16 protein-coding genes are annotated in these 16,159 nt (G+C 43.5%); 6 read left to right on the forward strand and 10 right to left on the reverse strand.

Annotated elements, in window-relative coordinates; genetic code table 11:
* Window positions 1–39 precede the first annotated feature (39 nt).
* The gene (pfkA, locus tag GFB47_RS00930) at window positions 40–1,002 is read left to right on the forward strand and encodes a 6-phosphofructokinase (protein WP_153445815.1); all 963 of its coding nucleotides are present in this window, start codon (window positions 40–42) and stop codon (window positions 1,000–1,002) included.
* Between the two features lie 194 nt (window positions 1,003–1,196).
* Here the strand turns inward: pfkA and tpiA are convergent, their stop codons facing one another.
* The gene (gene tpiA, locus GFB47_RS00935) at window positions 1,197–1,970 is read right to left on the reverse strand and encodes a triose-phosphate isomerase (RefSeq protein ID WP_153445817.1); all 774 of its coding nucleotides are present in this window, start codon (window positions 1,968–1,970) and stop codon (window positions 1,197–1,199) included.
* Between the two features lie 257 nt (window positions 1,971–2,227).
* Here tpiA and GFB47_RS00940 point away from each other — a divergent pair, with 257 nt between their 5' ends.
* Together GFB47_RS00940 and GFB47_RS00945 are read left to right on the forward strand one after the other, a co-directional pair.
* Window positions 2,228–2,578 carry a 5-carboxymethyl-2-hydroxymuconate Delta-isomerase gene (locus tag GFB47_RS00940; RefSeq protein ID WP_153445819.1) on the forward strand — a complete coding sequence of 117 codons (351 nt, stop codon included), beginning with the start codon at window positions 2,228–2,230 and terminating at the stop codon, window positions 2,576–2,578.
* A gap of 22 nt (window positions 2,579–2,600) precedes the next feature.
* Complete coding sequence (locus GFB47_RS00945; RefSeq protein ID WP_153445821.1) at window positions 2,601–3,044, forward strand: DUF805 domain-containing protein; 444 nt, start codon at window positions 2,601–2,603, stop codon at window positions 3,042–3,044.
* A 179-nt stretch (window positions 3,045–3,223) separates the two neighbouring features.
* Here GFB47_RS00945 and glpX read toward each other — a convergent pair whose 3' ends face one another.
* Window positions 3,224–4,231, reverse strand: a complete 1,008-nt coding sequence (glpX, locus tag GFB47_RS00950; RefSeq protein ID WP_153445823.1) for a class II fructose-bisphosphatase — start codon at window positions 4,229–4,231, stop codon at window positions 3,224–3,226.
* Window positions 4,232–4,570: 339 nt separating this feature from the next.
* Here glpX and zapB point away from each other — a divergent pair, with 339 nt between their 5' ends.
* Complete coding sequence (zapB, locus tag GFB47_RS00955; RefSeq protein ID WP_153445825.1) at window positions 4,571–4,813, forward strand: cell division protein ZapB; 243 nt, start codon at window positions 4,571–4,573, stop codon at window positions 4,811–4,813.
* Between the two features lie 116 nt (window positions 4,814–4,929).
* Here the strand turns inward: zapB and rraA are convergent, their stop codons facing one another.
* From rraA to priA, 7 genes are all read right to left on the reverse strand, one after another.
* Window positions 4,930–5,451, reverse strand: a complete 522-nt coding sequence (gene rraA / locus GFB47_RS00960; RefSeq protein WP_153445826.1) for a ribonuclease E activity regulator RraA — start codon at window positions 5,449–5,451, stop codon at window positions 4,930–4,932.
* A 193-nt stretch (window positions 5,452–5,644) separates the two neighbouring features.
* Complete coding sequence (locus tag GFB47_RS00965) at window positions 5,645–6,553, reverse strand: 1,4-dihydroxy-2-naphthoate polyprenyltransferase (protein WP_153445828.1); 909 nt, start codon at window positions 6,551–6,553, stop codon at window positions 5,645–5,647.
* Window positions 6,554–6,682: 129 nt separating this feature from the next.
* On the reverse strand, window positions 6,683–8,020 hold the full coding sequence (hslU, locus tag GFB47_RS00970) for an HslU--HslV peptidase ATPase subunit (protein WP_153445830.1): 1,338 nt from the start codon (window positions 8,018–8,020) through the stop codon (window positions 6,683–6,685).
* Window positions 8,021–8,085: 65 nt separating this feature from the next.
* Window positions 8,086–8,604, reverse strand: a complete 519-nt coding sequence (gene hslV / locus GFB47_RS00975) for an ATP-dependent protease subunit HslV (RefSeq protein WP_153445832.1) — start codon at window positions 8,602–8,604, stop codon at window positions 8,086–8,088.
* A gap of 204 nt (window positions 8,605–8,808) precedes the next feature.
* Entirely contained in the window at window positions 8,809–9,375 is a 567-nt protein-coding gene (locus GFB47_RS00980) for an SPOR domain-containing protein (RefSeq protein WP_153445833.1), read from the reverse strand.
* Between the two features lie 165 nt (window positions 9,376–9,540).
* Window positions 9,541–10,548, reverse strand: coding sequence for a DNA-binding transcriptional regulator CytR (gene cytR / locus GFB47_RS00985; RefSeq protein ID WP_153445835.1), 1,008 nt, complete (start codon window positions 10,546–10,548; stop codon window positions 9,541–9,543).
* Window positions 10,549–10,872: 324 nt separating this feature from the next.
* Window positions 10,873–13,074 carry a primosomal protein N' gene (priA, locus tag GFB47_RS00990; protein WP_153445837.1) on the reverse strand — a complete coding sequence of 734 codons (2,202 nt, stop codon included), beginning with the start codon at window positions 13,072–13,074 and terminating at the stop codon, window positions 10,873–10,875.
* A 483-nt stretch (window positions 13,075–13,557) separates the two neighbouring features.
* On the opposite strand from priA, the gene rpmE reads away from it, so the two are divergent.
* The gene (gene rpmE / locus GFB47_RS00995; protein ID WP_153445839.1) at window positions 13,558–13,773 is read left to right on the forward strand and encodes a 50S ribosomal protein L31; all 216 of its coding nucleotides are present in this window, start codon (window positions 13,558–13,560) and stop codon (window positions 13,771–13,773) included.
* A 160-nt stretch (window positions 13,774–13,933) separates the two neighbouring features.
* On the forward strand, window positions 13,934–15,190 hold the full coding sequence (locus tag GFB47_RS01000) for a malic enzyme-like NAD(P)-binding protein (protein ID WP_153445841.1): 1,257 nt from the start codon (window positions 13,934–13,936) through the stop codon (window positions 15,188–15,190).
* A 544-nt stretch (window positions 15,191–15,734) separates the two neighbouring features.
* Here the strand turns inward: GFB47_RS01000 and metJ are convergent.
* Window positions 15,735–16,052 (reverse strand): met regulon transcriptional regulator MetJ, encoded by a 318-nt coding sequence (metJ, locus tag GFB47_RS01005; protein ID WP_153448095.1) that lies wholly within the window; start codon window positions 16,050–16,052, stop codon window positions 15,735–15,737.
* Between the last annotated feature and the right edge of the window lie 107 nt (window positions 16,053–16,159).

Consider the following 16,159-nt stretch of genomic DNA (forward strand, 5'->3'; position numbering starts at 1 on the left):
AAACCAATTTTATATTTTGATATTTTAAGGGTGAAAAACATGGTTAAGAAGATCGGTGTTTTAACAAGTGGTGGTGATGCACCAGGCATGAACGCAGCAATTCGTGGTGTAGTCCGTACCGCACTAGGCGAAGGGCTAGAAGTGTTTGGTATCTACGATGGCTACCTTGGTTTAGTTGAAGACCGCATTGAGAAGTTAGATCGCTCTAGCGTATCAGATGTGATCAACCGTGGTGGTACTTTCTTAGGTTCAGCGCGTTTCCCTGAATTTAAAGACGTAGCCGTGCGTGAAAAAGGCATCGCAAACCTGAAAAAACACGGTATCGACGCGTTAGTGGTTATCGGTGGTGACGGCTCTTACATGGGCGCAAAGAAAATCACTGAAATGGGTTTCCCATGTATCGGTCTACCAGGCACTATCGATAACGATATCGCCGGTACCGATTACACCATTGGCTACATGACCGCTTTAAATACGGTTATTGATGCGATTGACCGTCTGCGTGATACATCGTCATCTCACCAACGCATCTCCATTGTAGAGATAATGGGTCGTCACTGTGGTGATTTGACTTTAATGTCTGCTATTGCCGGCGGCTGTGAATACATCATTACCCCTGAAAATAATTTAGATCAAAAAGCGCTAATTCAGAATATTCAAGATGGTATCGAAAAAGGCAAAAAGCATGCGATCATTGCGATGACAGAATTGCAGATGGATGCGTATGAACTAGCCAAAGATATTGAAGCCGTAACCGGTCGTGAAACTCGCGCCACCGTACTGGGTCATATTCAACGTGGTGGTTGTCCAACGGCGTTTGACCGAATTTTAGCGTCTCGCATGGGTAACTACGCAGTTCACCTTTTACTTGAAGGCCATGGTGGCCGTTGTGTTGGTATTCAAAAAGAAGAGTTGGTTCATCATGATATTATTGATGCGATTGAAAACATGCGTCGTCCAGTGAAAACTGACTTATACAAAGTTGCTGAAGAGTTATTCTAATTACTTAGGATTTTCAGTGTTTTGTAAGATAAGCCGTAGATGAGAGTCTGCGGTTTTTTTATGTCTGTATGCTCATTGAAAATAAAAAATGGTAAACAAAAAGGGTTAATGAGAAATATCTCATTAACCCTTTTTTAATGCATCAGCTTCGAGGGCAAGCTCTCAAATGTGAGAGATGAACTCAATTCAGCTAATTATGCTTTTTTTGCTTCAGCGGCTGCTTTAGCGATAGCGGCAAAGCTTTTCGCGTCAAGTGCTGCGCCGCCAACTAGAGCACCATCGATGTCTGGTTGTGCGAAGTAAGCTGCTGCGTTTTCAGGTTTAACAGAACCGCCGTATTGGATCACAACGTTTTTAGCCACTTCTTCAGATTTCGCTGCGATGTGAGCACGGATTTGCGCGTGAGTGCGTTGTGCATCATCAGCTGTTGCTGCTTTACCAGTACCGATTGCCCAGATTGGTTCGTAAGCAATGATAGCGCCGTTAAGAGCGTCAACACCTAGAAGGTTGATCACTGCGTCGATTTGACGTGCACATACTGCAACGGTTTCGCCCGCTTCGTTTTGTGCTTCAGATTCACCGATGCAAAGAACTGGCGTTAGGCCGTTTTCTTTTAGGAATGCGAATTTCTTAGCAACGAACTCGTCTGATTCGTGGTGGTATTCACGACGCTCAGAGTGACCGATGATGATGTGAGATGCGCCGAATTCTTTCAACATTTCTGGAGACATATCACCAGTGAAAGCACCGCTGTTGTTTAGATCAGTGTTTTGAGCACCTAGAATGATTTGGCTGCCCGCATCGGTAAGAGTGCGTTCTGCAAGATCGATGAATAACGCTGGTGGCGCTACTGCAACGTCTACACCTGTCACGCCTTCAAGTTCAGCGTTAAGTCCGTTTAGTAGCTCAGTTACCATTGCTTTGCTACCGTTTAGTTTCCAGTTACCCATAACTACAGGATGACGCATAGGATATTCTCCAATTTTATAAATGAGCGGGCTTTAACCCAAAATGTACTACCAGTGAATATAACAGAATAATGTGATGAGATCATGATTCTAGTCATGTCAGCATCGCCTGATTAACGTTAGTTTAGTTTTCATTAATTTTCAGCGTGATTATAGTAGATAAATCGAGATGGTTAAGTGGCAATTTTGACTTAAATCGGTATGTTAACCAAACAGGAATTGGCGGCAAACGTTGGATTATTTATTGAGGAAAGAAAATGCCAAATGTAGTGATGGAATATTCAGATTCAATTGAAGAACGTGTCAATGTGCAGGCGTTATTAGAAGATTTGCACCATGCCACGATTGATAGTGGGTTATTTCAAGCAATGGATGTGAAATCGCGCACATTACGTCCACATAATTGGTTGATTGGCGATAAAGCCGATACGGTTGATTTTATTCACGTTACCGTGGAGTTATTAAGCGGTCGAACTGTGGAGCAAAAGCAAGCATTGTCGCAAGCCATCATGGCAGCACTGCGTGGTAAGGCGGATTTTGTGGCGATCTTAACAGTCAACATTCGAGATATGGATCGAGAGTGTTTTCAAAAGGTCGTTAATTTTTAATTGGATTTATTAAGGTATCAAGATGAGTTGGAAACAGTGGCTATTTTCTTTTCAAGGAAGAATTGGTCGACAGCGTTTTTGGATATGGAATATTTTTTATTACGCTGTGATTTTAGGCATGGGCGCTTTTCTTGCCCAAAGTGGCTTAGGCAATATGGGCGGCTATATTCTATCGGCTGTTGTGGTTTGTTTGTTGATCCCCGACTTAGCGGTAACCGCCAAACGTTGGCACGATAGAAATAAATCCAATTGGTGGTTATTACTGTACGTCCCTATCATTTTGGGTCGTTTAGGTGGTGCTGATATTGCAGCAGATACCATGACGGTCGACTCGATGACGCCTATGATGGCCGCTCAAGCGATTGTCACTTTAGTATCAATATTCTGCGGTATGTGGACATTGGTGGAGTGCGGATTTATGAAGGGCACCGACGGCGAAAATAGCTACGGTAAGTCAGCGCAATAGAATACAGAGGTCGTTCTCCTTTGATCGAACTCGGCTGTATTTGTTGCCCTTTGACTTGATATGCTCGCTTTGGGATTAATATAAGATTTTGACTTGATACAAAAGAAAAAAAGTCGCTGATTAAGAAGATTAATCAGCGACTTTTTGCTATCTACAACCGAGTTAACAATGTAACGATATTATAAGATGTGTTTCTTAATCGTATCGTCTTTACGTTCTAGATAGTGAATGGATTTAATGCGACGAATGGTACGACTCTTACCACGGATCACTAAGGTCTCAGTGGTGGCAATGTTACCTTTGCGTGTAATACCTTCCAGCAAATCCCCTTTGGTAATACCGGTGGCAGCAAATACTACATTGTCGCTGCGCGCCATATCATCCATCTTTAGGATCACGTTAGCTTGTACGCCCATTTCCGCGCAACGTTGTAGCTCTAGTTCGCCATGAGTGCGGTTTTCAGGAGTATCACCTTTCACGTCGTGACGAGCCAATAAGCGCCCTTGCATGTCGCCATCTAATGCGCGAATAACCGCCGCAGATACCACACCTTCTGGCGCGCCACCGATGCAGTACATCATATCCACTTCGCTGTCTGGCATGCAGGTTAAGATAGAAGCAGCAACATCGCCATCTGGTACGGCAAAAACGCGCACTCCCATCTTTTGCATTGATGCGATCATGTCATCATGACGAGGTTTCGCCAGCGTAGTGACAGTCAGCTCATGTAATTCTTTATTCAATGCTTTAGCGATATTACGAATATTGTCTTCGATTGATAGGTTAAGATCGATACAACCTTTAGCTCCAGGGCCAACCACTAATTTTTCCATGTACATATCAGGCGCTTTTAAGAAACTGCCTTTTTCACCGGCGGCTAATACAGCCAATGCGTTTGATTGTCCCATCGCGGTCATGCGAGTGCCTTCGATAGGATCAACTGCGATATCAACCGCATCGCCACCCACGCCAACTTGCTCACCAATGTACAGCATCGGCGCTTCATCGATCTCACCTTCACCGATAACAATTTCACCGCTGATTTCAGTTTGGTTTAATAGGCTACGCATGACTTCAACTGCGGCGCCATCGGCAGCGTTTTTATCGCCTCGACCTAACCACTTATAACCGGCAAGCGCAGCACCTTCTGTAACTCGTGAAAATGCTAATGCTAAATCGCGTTTCATAGGGACTCCAATACAAATACAGGGAAGGAAAATTCGTGGCAGATTTTATCACAGCCCAAAGGGTAACGTTTGCTTTTTTCGAGTTTGAATAAAAATGTAGCGAAGTGATAAGGGAAAAGTGTCAATGCCTCGGGCTAAGTAGTGAAAATTTGTTTAACATTGTTGAAACTAATAACTACGGAATGTCATATTTAAGTGATAATTGATGTTTTTTTGTGCAAACAGGTAAAAATATTGCAATAAGAGTATGGCGAATAAAACGAAGCTGAGTAGAATGAAGGTAACGCTAGTGGTAGCTGGAGCTATCACTCATCATGGATCATTAAACAGGTAGTCAACATGTCTTTCGAAGTTTTAGAACAACTAGAAGCAAAAATTCAAACAGCAGTCGATACTATTTCTTTATTGCAAATGGAAGTTGAAGAGCTTAAAGAAAAAAATGAGCAATTGACTTCAGAATCAACGGAACTAAAAGAAGGTCGCGTTGAGTTAGAGCAACAAACGCAGACATTGCGTCAAGAGCAACAAGCTTGGCAAGAACGCATTCGCAGTTTACTTGGTAAAATGGACGAAGTGGAGTAATCCATTCTCACCGAGCTTTACCAGTAAAAAACGACATAAAAAAACAGAGCACTTATTAGGCTCTGTTTTTTTATATGGGTATTTATGCGCAATAAGCTAAGCGGATTTATATCGGATTAATCGACCAACTCTGCATCATCGTCATCAAGATCGAGCTTAACATCAAGCGGCTCTTGCGATAAAATCACACCGGTATTGTCGGCATAAAGGAAATCTTCAGGTAAGAAGGTAACCCCTCCGAAATTCACCGGAACATCAATCTCACCAACGTTGGTTTGAGTGGCGCCGACCGGAATGGCAGCCAATGCTTGAATGCCAACTTGCAACTCTTCCAGTTCGTCGATTTCACGCACACTGCCGTAAACCACAATGCCTTCCCAAGAATTTTCTTCTGCTATAGCGGCAATTTCAGCATCAATCAAAGCGCGGCGTAATGAGCCACCACCATCAATTAATAAAATACGCCCAGTGCCATCTTGTTGCAGAATCGAACGGATAATGCCGTTGTCTTCAAAGCATTTTACTGTGGTCACTTGCCCTGCAAATGAGGTTAAACCACCAAAATTGCTGAACATAGGTTCAACCACGTCTACTTGGTCGAGGTAAATGTCACACAGTGCAGAGGTATTATATTCCATAGTGGCCTTTCTCTTTGCGGGGGATGATTATCGAGTATATACCCAAGTAACCTCAAGATGCGAGTCTCAGCAAGAATAAAACAAGCGTTAGGCAAGGCAAATTCAATACAATCATAGTTATTCTATCTTTATTGAAGTTAAAGCAGCATAAGGCTTGTTTTAACTTGCCCTTCGGGAGCTTCATCCAGCGCGGTTAATTACCAATAACTAACGTCACGGCGAAAATCAGGTTCGACACAATCGCGCATTTCACCATATCGGGCATCATAGGAATAAACTCACGAGGATGCTCAATATTCCAAATGGTTTTGCCGTGTTTGAAGACCAGTACTAAAGGCAACAACATCGTTAATGCGAGTAGCGGGGTTGAAACGTGCAAACTCAAATAAAGTGTTAGCATCACCCAGCCAGCTGTGATCAGCATTAAGTGATAGCATTTGGCGCGTTCAGTACCAATGCGAACCACCATGGTGCGCTTATTGCTTACCGTGTCATTTTCAATATCACGCATATTATTGATATTGAGTACACCCACGGCAAAAAAGCCACAGCCGATAGCGGGTAATAACAAGGTTGGACTCATAGTACCGGTATGCAAAAAGTAAGTGCCTAACACCCCAAGTAAACCGAAGAAGGTAAAGACTGAAATATCGCCTAAGCCCACATAACCATAAGGTTTACTGCCCATAGTGTAAGCAATTGAACTTAAAATCGATAATAAGCCTAAGCCGATAAAAGACAGAATACTGGTTGGGCTTTGCAGAGCATAAAAGACCAAGGCTAAGCCACTAATGATGATCAGACCAATATTGACCATAATCGCTTTTTTCATGCCGGCTTGAGTGATCACGCCTTGTTGAAGGCCTCGAATAGGCCCAATGCGGTTATCGTTATCGGTGCCTTGTACTGTGTCGCCGTAATCATTGGCAAGGTTAGATAAAATCTGTAATAAAGTTGCGGTCAACAAAGCTAAAAATGTAATCGGAAAAGAGAAGTGACCGTCGGTATAAGCCAAGCTGCTACCAATCGCAATAGAGGCTATCGCAAGGGGTAAAGTTTTAGGACGCGCGGCATCCAACCAAATAGACAATGTTGATTTCATAAGTGCTTATATTTAGAGACGGTTATTTAAGAGTAGTCGTTAAATTATATACGTAAACGACAAGAAGCCCCAACCACTAAAAAGCCCGCGTTATGCGAGCTTTTAGTTTACTGGAGTAGCGCGACTATCTTACAAGATAAATCGGCTAAGATCTTCATCTGCAACTAATTCACCTAAACGTTGGTTCACGTAGTCGGCATTAATTTCAACTTTACTGCCAGGATTGTCGGTAGCATCAAATGAAATCTCATCCATTAAGCGTTCCATCACGGTATGCAAACGACGTGCGCCAATGTTCTCGGTGCTTTCGTTCACTTGCCATGCTGCATCGGCAATTTGAGCAATACCATCTTCGGTAAACACGACATCCACTTTTTCCGTGCCCATTAATGCGGTGTATTGCTCTGTGAGAGATGCATGAGGTTCAGTTAAGATACGTTTAAAATCATCACTGCTGAGTGCTTCTAATTCAACTCTAATTGGCAAGCGACCTTGCAGTTCTGGGATTAAATCTGACGGTTTAGCGGTTTGGAATGCGCCAGATGCGACAAATAAGATGTGATCAGTGCGAACCATACCGTGTTTAGTTGAGACTGTGCTGCCTTCGACTAAAGGAAGAAGATCGCGTTGTACCCCTTCACGAGACACATCACCGCCACCGGTTTGATCGGCGCGTTTACAGATTTTGTCGATTTCATCAATGAACACAATCCCGTTGTTTTCGGCATTGAAAATCGCTTGTTCTTTTAAGTCCTCTTGATTGACCAACTTAGCGGCTTCTTCTTCCACTAAGGCTTTAAGGGCATCTTTAATTCTTAGTTTGCGACTTTTCTTAGTATCGCCCGCTAGGTTTTGGAACATGCCTTGCAGCTGATTGGTCATCTCTTCCATGCCAGGAGGCGCCATAATTTCGACCCCCATTTGCGGCGCAGCCACATCGATTTCTATTTCTTTATCGTCGAGCTGACCTTCGCGTAATTTCTTACGGAAGATTTGGCGAGTATTGGATGCGGTGTCTTTGGCTTTATCGTCTTGGCCCCAACCTTCGCGAGGAGGTGGCAATAGCGCATCAAGAACGCGCTCTTCCGCTTGTTCTTCGGCGCGGAATTTCACTTTGTCCATTTCTTGTTTTTGGGTCAATTTAATCGACACGTCCATCAAGTCACGAATAATGCTTTCGACTTCTTTGCCCACATAGCCGACTTCGGTAAATTTAGTGGCTTCAACTTTAATGAAAGGAGCATTGGCTAGCTTGGCTAAACGGCGTGCTATTTCTGTTTTACCCACACCAGTTGGGCCGATCATCAAAATATTCTTTGGCGTTACTTCGGCGCGAAAGTCTTCTGATAATTGCATACGACGCCAGCGATTACGCAGTGCAATCGCCACCGCACGTTTGGCTTTACTTTGGCCGATAATGTGTTGATTGAGTTCATGAACAATTTCACGAGGTGTCATTTCAGACATAAATTTTTCCTTCTTTAAGAAGAGATAAGCTTCATATAAATTAGCAACCGTGTTGAGTCTGCGGTTTATAATTCTTCAATAGTATGGTGGTGATTGGTGAACACACAGATATCACCGGCGATATTTAAGGCTTTTTCAGCAATTTCACGCGCTTCTAAATCGGTGTTCTCTAATAACGCAATCGCGGCAGATTGAGCAAAATTACCACCAGAACCAATTGCGATTAAATCGTTTTCAGGCTGAACCACGTCACCATTACCAGTGATAATAAGAGAAGCGGTTTCATCGGCCACGGCAAGGATTGCTTCAAGTTTGCGTAACGCGCGATCGCTGCGCCAATCTTTGGCAAGTTCCACCGCCGCTTTGGTTAAGTGGCCTTGGTGCATTTCAAGTTTACGCTCAAAACGCTCAAATAGAGTAAAAGCATCGGCTGTACCGCCAGCAAAACCGGCTAATACTTGTCCGTTATAAAGACGACGCACTTTTTTTGCATTGCCTTTCATTACGGTATTGCCTAGAGAGACTTGGCCATCACCGGCGATGACAACTTTATTATTACGGCGTACAGATACTATCGTAGTCACAAGGAACCTCTTCTTATTCTGCTGTTTTAATTTATATGCGGCTGAAGAGGGTGGAATTCAAGGGAAGAAAGGAAAATGGCACAGGATCGAACGGGCAGTTTGGTGAATATAAAAAGAGCAAAGCGAGCTCATGGATAGCTCGTCCCTCGCTTCCGAGGTGACGAGCATTTTTAGACTATAGTTAAGAAAGGGAGGGGATGATTTTTATTTCCCCAGCGTGTCTTTCATGATGATACATGGCTCGATCTTAGCGCGCTGCAATACGTGCTGATCTTTTACCGCTAAGCGTTTGTAAGTATAAGGGCCCAAGATGATGCGATACCAACTACTGCCTTCTAGCTTCAATACCTTACTTTTCAAACCTTGGAAGGCGATGTTCGCTTTGCGCTGTTCTGCCTGAGACTCCACTTTATATGCGCCACATTGCATGATGTAAGGGATCTTTGGTACGACTTGTTCTTTGGCTTTTACTTCAATTTCGCGTTGCGGCAAACTTTGCATGTAATCCCACTGTTCTTTCGGCGGTGGAGGTAGCGCTTTTTTAGGCTTGGCTTTTGGCGCGACAGGAATAATCGTAGCGCTTGGGGTTGCCGGTTCTGGATCATTATTAAGCATTGAGATCAAAGAGATTAATCCGCCAGCGAGAATGATCGCAATAATAGCCGCCTTCCAAGGGATCGCACGTTGGGATGCTTTCTTCTTCGGTGCAGACTTGCGAGTGTTCTTCTTTTTGGGTGCAGGACTTTTTCTTACGTAATCTCTATTAGCCACGGGCGCTCTATAATTTTGTATTGTTTAAAAAAGGAGCCACATATTAATACCAATTGGCTCAAATATCTACGATTTATAAAGTGGCATAAAAAAGCCAACCCATCGCCTCTCTCTAATTAAAAGTATATAAGGCTTAAGTTGGCTGAATCTATTATTTGGATTTTATTATTTAATTTTTGGTGGCCCAGCGCTGTTGCGGATGACTAAGTTGGCTTCGAGTAAGCGCGAACCGGCTCGAACTTCATTGCCTTTTAGTGTTTCTAATAACATCAACATTGATTGTTTGCCAATCTCATAACGAGGCTGAGCAATAGTGGTTAATGGCGGTTCGCAGTATTGTGAAAATTGAATATCATCAAAACCGACTACCGAAAGATCTTGTGGTATCCGATAGCCCATTTTCTTCGCTTGCTGCATTGCGCCAATCGCCATTGCATCATTATGACAAAAGATAGCGGTTGGAGGTTCAGGCTGAGTTAATAATCTCTTAACCGCTAAAGCACCGGATTCAAAACTGAAATCACCGTAGACTCTATGACTAGGGTTCATTTCTAACCCAGCTCGGCGCAGAGCTTGTTGATAGCCTTGGTGGCGGAACTGACATAAAGCTGCACTCTCTGGACCTGACATTTCGGCCACGCGTTTATGTCCCATTTGAGTCAGATAATTCACGATATCAAACGCGGCGGTCAAATTATCAATATGCACGGTTGGTAATTCTAGCTCTGGCGCGTATTCACAACCCATTACCAAAGGTGGAAGATTTTTTTGTTCCGGCTTGCTGACATCAAAAGGGGTGTCACTACCGAGTAATACCATGCCATCAGCTTGTTTGGTAAACACCAAATTCATAAACGTGGTTTCACGGTTAAGTTGCTGACTGCTATCACCCAGTAAAATTAAATAATCATGTTCAGCGGCGGTATCTTCAATCCCTCGAATGATTTCTGAGAAATAAGGATCACAGAGATCCGGCACGATAACGATAATGGTTTTCGATTCGTTGCGTCGTAAGTTTCTTACCAATGAGTTAGGCGAATATCCCGATGACATCACCGCATCTTCTACTCGTCTTCGAGTTGAGTTAGATACTTTTTCTGGGCTCATTAATGCTCTTGAAACGGTGGCAGTGGATACGCCTGCAAGTCGGGCAACCTCCTTCATTGTCGCCATAAATTTTCCTCTCTCTAAAAACCCAAATGGGTATAACCTATATCTTAAAAAATGCGCTGATATAGGCAAAATAATGGTTTCATCCCACCGGATAACGACGTCTTAATGTTATAAAAATGGGTGGTGAGCATTCGCGCTGGTTACCCTGCTTATGATTAAAACAAAACGTTAATCCGACAAGGAGGCATTAGCATTACGAATATTCTCATTTTATGCTTAAAATTAAGTAGTTAACATTAATTAGGCTGCAATAATTACATAAAAAAAGTGATATTGCTCGCATTGAATTATTTTGCAGCCCTATTTATAACTATTGAGATATTACTAACTAAGGTCTTGCGGCTCGATGTCTAATGACCAGCGTACTTTTTTGGCCAGTGGCAACAGCTGAATTGCCGGTTTTGCCGACGCTAAGATACGCTGCATTTTCGATCTTGTTTCGATTTGTAGCAGTAGTTGCCAGCGGTATTTTCCTGCGCGTTTGGATAATGGTGCCGGCATAGGGCCTAGTACCATGCAAGTCTCATCAAACAGTGGATGCGCTTCTAATGTGTGTCTAACTTGGCGTAAAAAACTTTCGGTTGAGTCATTTTGAGTCGCTTCGGCACGGATCAAAGTCAAATGAGTAAAAGGTGGCAACAGTGCCATTTTTCGCTCTTTCAGTGCTGTCTGAGCAAAGTGGTGATAATCCTTATGCAACAAGGATTGTAATAACGCATGCTCGGGGTGGTGAGTTTGCAGTAAAACCTCACCTGGTTTACTGGCTCGCCCTGAGCGACCAGCAACCTGAATAAACAATTGTGCCAACCGTTCTGAGGCGCGAAAATCACTGCTATAAAGCGAACCATCGACATCAATTAGCCCCACTAAAGTGACATTAGGGAAGTGATGCCCTTTAGCCAACATTTGCGTGCCGATTAAAATTTGATACTCGCCAGTACGGATCGATTCTAATGCCGACTCTAAACTGCCTTTGCGGCGGGTGCTATCACGATCAATGCGCAAGGTTTTGAATTCAGGAAATTGCATCTCAAGTTGTTTTTCAAGCTGCTCGGTACCCACTCCAACTGAAACCAATTGAGTGGAACCACAGCCTTCACACTGACGCACTACCGGTCTTTGCGATCCGCAGTGATGACAACGGATCTCTTGGCTACCTTGGTGAAAGGTATAATAAGCATCGCAACGCTTACATTCACAAATCCAGCCACATTCATGACACATTAACGCGGGCGAAAATCCACGCCGATTCAAAAATAACATGACTTGATTGCCGTCATTTAAGTGGCGACGCATTTGGGCGATTAGTGGCGCAGATAAGCCACCTTCTAAATATAAACCTTTAATATCGAGCACTTTATGGCTGGCGGCTTGAGCATTACCTGCGCGTTTGCTTAGGGTTAAGTAATGATATTTACCCACTTGGGCATTGTGCAGAGTTTCCAGTGCCGGAGTGGCAGAGCCTAACACGATGGGAATATTATCTTTGTGGGCGCGCATCACCGCGACATCGCGCGCATGGTAACGCAAAGTATCTTGTTGTTTATAAGAGGCGTCATGCTCTTCATCGACAATAATGATGCCCAAGCTAGCAAATGGAGTGAACAGCGCCGAACGTGTGCCGATCACTATGCCAGCTTGCTTATCTCGCGCCGATAACCACGCGTTGAGGCGTTCGGTATCATTTAAACCTGAATGGATTACTTCTACCGGCACATTAAAGCGGCGTTTAAAGCGCTGAATCGTTTGTGGGGTTAAGCCAATTTCAGGCACCAGAATCAATGCTTGCTGACCTTTATCGAGTACCGGTTTTAGCAAGTTTAAATATACTTCGGTTTTCCCCGAACCTGTCACCCCATCCAATAAGTAACAGCCAAAGCCAGATACATTATTAACGGTGGCAATTGCGATCGCTTGCTCTTCATTCAGTTTAGGTTTGAGGTCGCTATTCTCGATGTCTTTGGGCCAACGAGAGGTCACAGGTTGAGAATGGCTCACACTGATCCAACCTTTATCTTGCAGCGTTTTTAAGGTGTTACTACTGACCCCTTCTTCTATCATCAGTGGATGAGGCACGGGGCCATTTTCCACTAATCGCATCGCTTGAGCTTGTAGATGAGCACGACCGAACCCTGCCGCGAATTGATCTTTACCTGAGTCGGTAATATGCCATTGTTTCATGCTGGCAAAACTGGCGGCTTTGCCTTTGCGCAGTAGTGAAGGCAAGGCAAGAGAGAATGTATCGCCAAGCGGATATTGGTAAAATTGACTGCACCAGATCAATAGCTGATATAAAGGCGTCGGCCATACTGGTTGTTGGTCTAAACAGGCTTTGATGGGCTTGAGTTGTTCGACTGGTAAATCAGACGTATCGACCAAAGCGGTCACGATGCCGGTTAAGGTTTGGCGGCCAAAAGGTACCGACACTCGTCCGCCTACCACCGGATATAAATAATTCGGGATCTGGTAATCAAAACATTTGTCCAACGGGACAGGCAAAGCGACTTGGGCGATAGTGGGGCGCATAAGTGATGAATTTCCGTGGCAACAGAATACGGCGAATGAGGCTCTATAATAAAGCAAGCCCATTGCAATTTCGAGCACCTATACACGTTTATACTAGAAGCTTCAGTCTTATTTTATATAAACAACAATAGACTGCGTTTACTCACCCTAATCACATAGTTGACCTGCCTATTTATAAAAGATGGCTCATAGGGCTTCGTGCACTTGTCGCCTAACTGTAACTCCAATTATTTAGTGTCTATGTTCGAGGGTCATATAAGGTAATGAAATTGGCCTCGAACAATAAATGCTGAAAAACAGAGCAAATTCCTTGATCGATGGGCTGTGATTCATTATTATACTGCGCCTCGAACGATGTAGATTTCTGCATCATTTTTAACACCACGTATGGTGTCTGGCATCCTTTGTTTATCTCTTTTTATAAAGAGTGAGATAAAAGGAAAGAACCAGATAGCGATACGGACCAATATTAAGGTTTGTCCTATGAAAACTGGAATCCACCCAGAATACAAAACAGTTGCTGCAACTTGTTCTTGCGGTAACGCTTTCGAATTCAGCTCAACTCTAGCTAAAGACAGCATCCACTTAGACGTATGTGACAAATGTCACCCGTTCTACACTGGTAAGCAACGTATCGTTGATACTGGCGGCCGTGTTGATCGCTTCAACAAGCGTTTTGGTGCTCTTAGCAGCAAATAATCTCAGCCTAAAATTTTTAGACTCAGAGACAAATTTCAAAGGGATGCATGCAAATGCATCTCTTTTTTCTTGTCTAAAATAAAATAGCGACAGTAGATCCCGACCGTGCAATCCATTATTATCGCCATTCCTGCCTCATCTTCTTAGGAACACCTAAATTATGTCCGATACTCAAAAGACCAAAGATTTCCGCCAACAAGCTTTGGATTATCATGCCCAACCGATCGCCGGTAAAATTGCTATTGCGCTGACGAAACCTGCCGATTCGGCGGAAGATCTTGCTTTAGCCTATAGCCCAGGCGTGGCAGAGCCGGTGCGCGAAATTGCGCTGAACCCTGATAATGCTTACAAATATACCGGTAAAGGTAATATGGTTGCTGTGATCTCAAATGGTACCGCGATCTTAGGTTTAGGTAATTTAGGTCCATTGGCGTCAAAGCCAGTGATGGAAGGTAAATCTTTATTGTTCAAACGCTTTGCTGGTTTAGATTCGATCGATATTGAAGTAAAACACCGCACCATCGAAGAATTTATCGACACCGTAGCGAACATTGCTGACACCTTTGGTGGTATCAACTTAGAAGATATCAAAGCACCAGATTGCTTTGAAATTGAACGTCAATTGATTGAGCGTTGTGATATTCCAGTATTCCATGATGACCAGCACGGTACTGCGATTGTCACCGCTGCCGGCATGTTGAATGCGATTGAACTGCAAGGTAAGAAACTGCACGAGTGTAAAATTGTTTGTTTAGGCGCGGGCGCAGCGGCAGTCGCTTGTATGGAACTATTGATCAAATGTGGCGCATTGCGCGAAAAAATCTACATGCTTGACCGTAAAGGTGTGATCCATACACGTCGTGACGATCTTAATGAATACAAGCAATTGTTCGCCAATAACACCGACATGCGCACCCTTGAAGATGTGATTACAGGGGCAGATTTATTCTTAGGGGTATCAGGTCCAAACTTACTGCCACCTGAAGCTTTGGCATTAATGGCAGACAAACCGGTGGTATTTGCTTGTTCAAACCCAGATCCTGAAATCAAACCAGAAATTGCTGCCAAAGTACGTAATGATTTGATCATGGGGACCGGACGCAGTGATTACCCAAACCAAGTTAACAACGTGATTTGTTTCCCATTCATTTTCCGTGGTGCGTTGGACGTTCGTGCCAGTGAAATTAACACTGAAATGAAATTGGCTGCGGTAGAGGCGATTCGTCAGTTGGCTAAAGAAGAAGTGCCAGCGGAAGTGTTAGCTGCTGCAGGGGTTGAATCATTAAGCTTTGGCTCGGAGTACATTATTCCAAAACCAATGGATCCACGTTTATTACCACGCGTTGCTGGCGCTGTCGCTCGCGCGGCGGTGAAGTCTGGTGTGGCGCGTATTGCGTTACCTGAGCAGTACAAATAAATTTTAATACCAATTCCATTTTATATTTGATCAATTTGAATACGCCGAAAAGACGCTGATCCGTCCTTGATCGCTTAAGACAAGGCACCCATGGCTTTTGATACTTTTCTCTGTACTCAATTTTGAATGATCATTAAATTTATGGAATTGGTATAAGTCCTTTCTAATTGAAGAAAGTTGAACAAAAAAAGCCCGATCAAATCTAATTTGATCGGGCTTTTTTTGTTCGTTTCTAGGGGCTGTTGATCTTTCGTGATTAAATTTTGTTCGAGATAAAAGCCTTTTAATCGAGGCAAGTCGATTGAAGCCTAGTTATTCTAAGTAAATGAGACTTAACGAAGAGTAAAAGGCTTTTAGCCGAACCCTTCGGGCTGCGTTTGTTGGTCTTTTCTACTTCGTCATCGGCTTTTCGTGTAGCCAGCTACACCACAAAGCCTCTTCCTTGTATAAAAACCCAACAATTCGCAGCAAAAACAACCACGAAAGATTAACAGCCCCTAGTCATCAATTTTTAGTGATTAATGACTAAAATGAGAATCGGTTGTTAATCATCAAAAGCTTCGAATTCGATGCCCATTTCGGTCATCAGTTTTTTCACTTCTGCTGGCAGATCATCAGGGCGATCTTTTCGTAAGTCTTCATCGGTTGGCAGAGGCTGACCGGTATAAGCATGCAAAAATGCTTCACACAACAATTCACTATTAGTGGCATGGCGCAGGTTATTGACTTGGCGACGAGTTCTCTCATCTGTCAGTATTTTTAATACTTTGAGCGGAATAGAAACTGTGATTTTTTTAACTTGTTCACTTTTTTTCCCATGTTCCGCATACGGGCTAATGTAGTCACCATTCCAATCGGCCATCATGTACCTTCGCTGTTTATTGTTGTTATATCAATCAAGGTAAATATCTGATCATCTCATTACTTTGATTGGTATTATTAATTGTCAGGGTGCGATTCTAGCGGCAT

This window comes from Vibrio algicola (assembly GCF_009601765.2).
Taxonomy (GTDB): Bacteria; Pseudomonadota; Gammaproteobacteria; order Enterobacterales; family Vibrionaceae; genus Vibrio; species Vibrio algicola.

Excerpts from the sequence above, each read along its gene's own strand:
- pfkA (WP_153445815.1), top strand. The coding sequence starts at position 40 with ATGGTTAAGAAGATCGGTGTTTTAACAAGTGGTGGTGATGCACCAGGC.
- tpiA (WP_153445817.1), bottom strand. The coding sequence starts at position 1,970 with ATGCGTCATCCTGTAGTTATGGGTAACTGGAAACTAAACGGTAGCAAA.
- GFB47_RS00940 (WP_153445819.1), top strand. The coding sequence starts at position 2,228 with ATGCCAAATGTAGTGATGGAATATTCAGATTCAATTGAAGAACGTGTC.
- GFB47_RS00945 (WP_153445821.1), top strand. The coding sequence starts at position 2,601 with ATGAGTTGGAAACAGTGGCTATTTTCTTTTCAAGGAAGAATTGGTCGA.
- glpX (WP_153445823.1), bottom strand. The coding sequence starts at position 4,231 with ATGAAACGCGATTTAGCATTAGCATTTTCACGAGTTACAGAAGGTGCT.
- zapB (WP_153445825.1), top strand. The coding sequence starts at position 4,571 with ATGTCTTTCGAAGTTTTAGAACAACTAGAAGCAAAAATTCAAACAGCA.
- rraA (WP_153445826.1), bottom strand. The coding sequence starts at position 5,451 with ATGGAATATAATACCTCTGCACTGTGTGACATTTACCTCGACCAAGTA.
- GFB47_RS00965 (WP_153445828.1), bottom strand. The coding sequence starts at position 6,553 with ATGAAATCAACATTGTCTATTTGGTTGGATGCCGCGCGTCCTAAAACT.
- hslU (WP_153445830.1), bottom strand. The coding sequence starts at position 8,020 with ATGTCTGAAATGACACCTCGTGAAATTGTTCATGAACTCAATCAACAC.
- cytR (WP_153445835.1), bottom strand. The coding sequence starts at position 10,548 with ATGGCGACAATGAAGGAGGTTGCCCGACTTGCAGGCGTATCCACTGCC.
- priA (WP_153445837.1), bottom strand. The coding sequence starts at position 13,074 with ATGCGCCCCACTATCGCCCAAGTCGCTTTGCCTGTCCCGTTGGACAAA.
- rpmE (WP_153445839.1), top strand. The coding sequence starts at position 13,558 with ATGAAAACTGGAATCCACCCAGAATACAAAACAGTTGCTGCAACTTGT.
- GFB47_RS01000 (WP_153445841.1), top strand. The coding sequence starts at position 13,934 with ATGTCCGATACTCAAAAGACCAAAGATTTCCGCCAACAAGCTTTGGAT.
- metJ (WP_153448095.1), bottom strand. The coding sequence starts at position 16,052 with ATGGCCGATTGGAATGGTGACTACATTAGCCCGTATGCGGAACATGGG.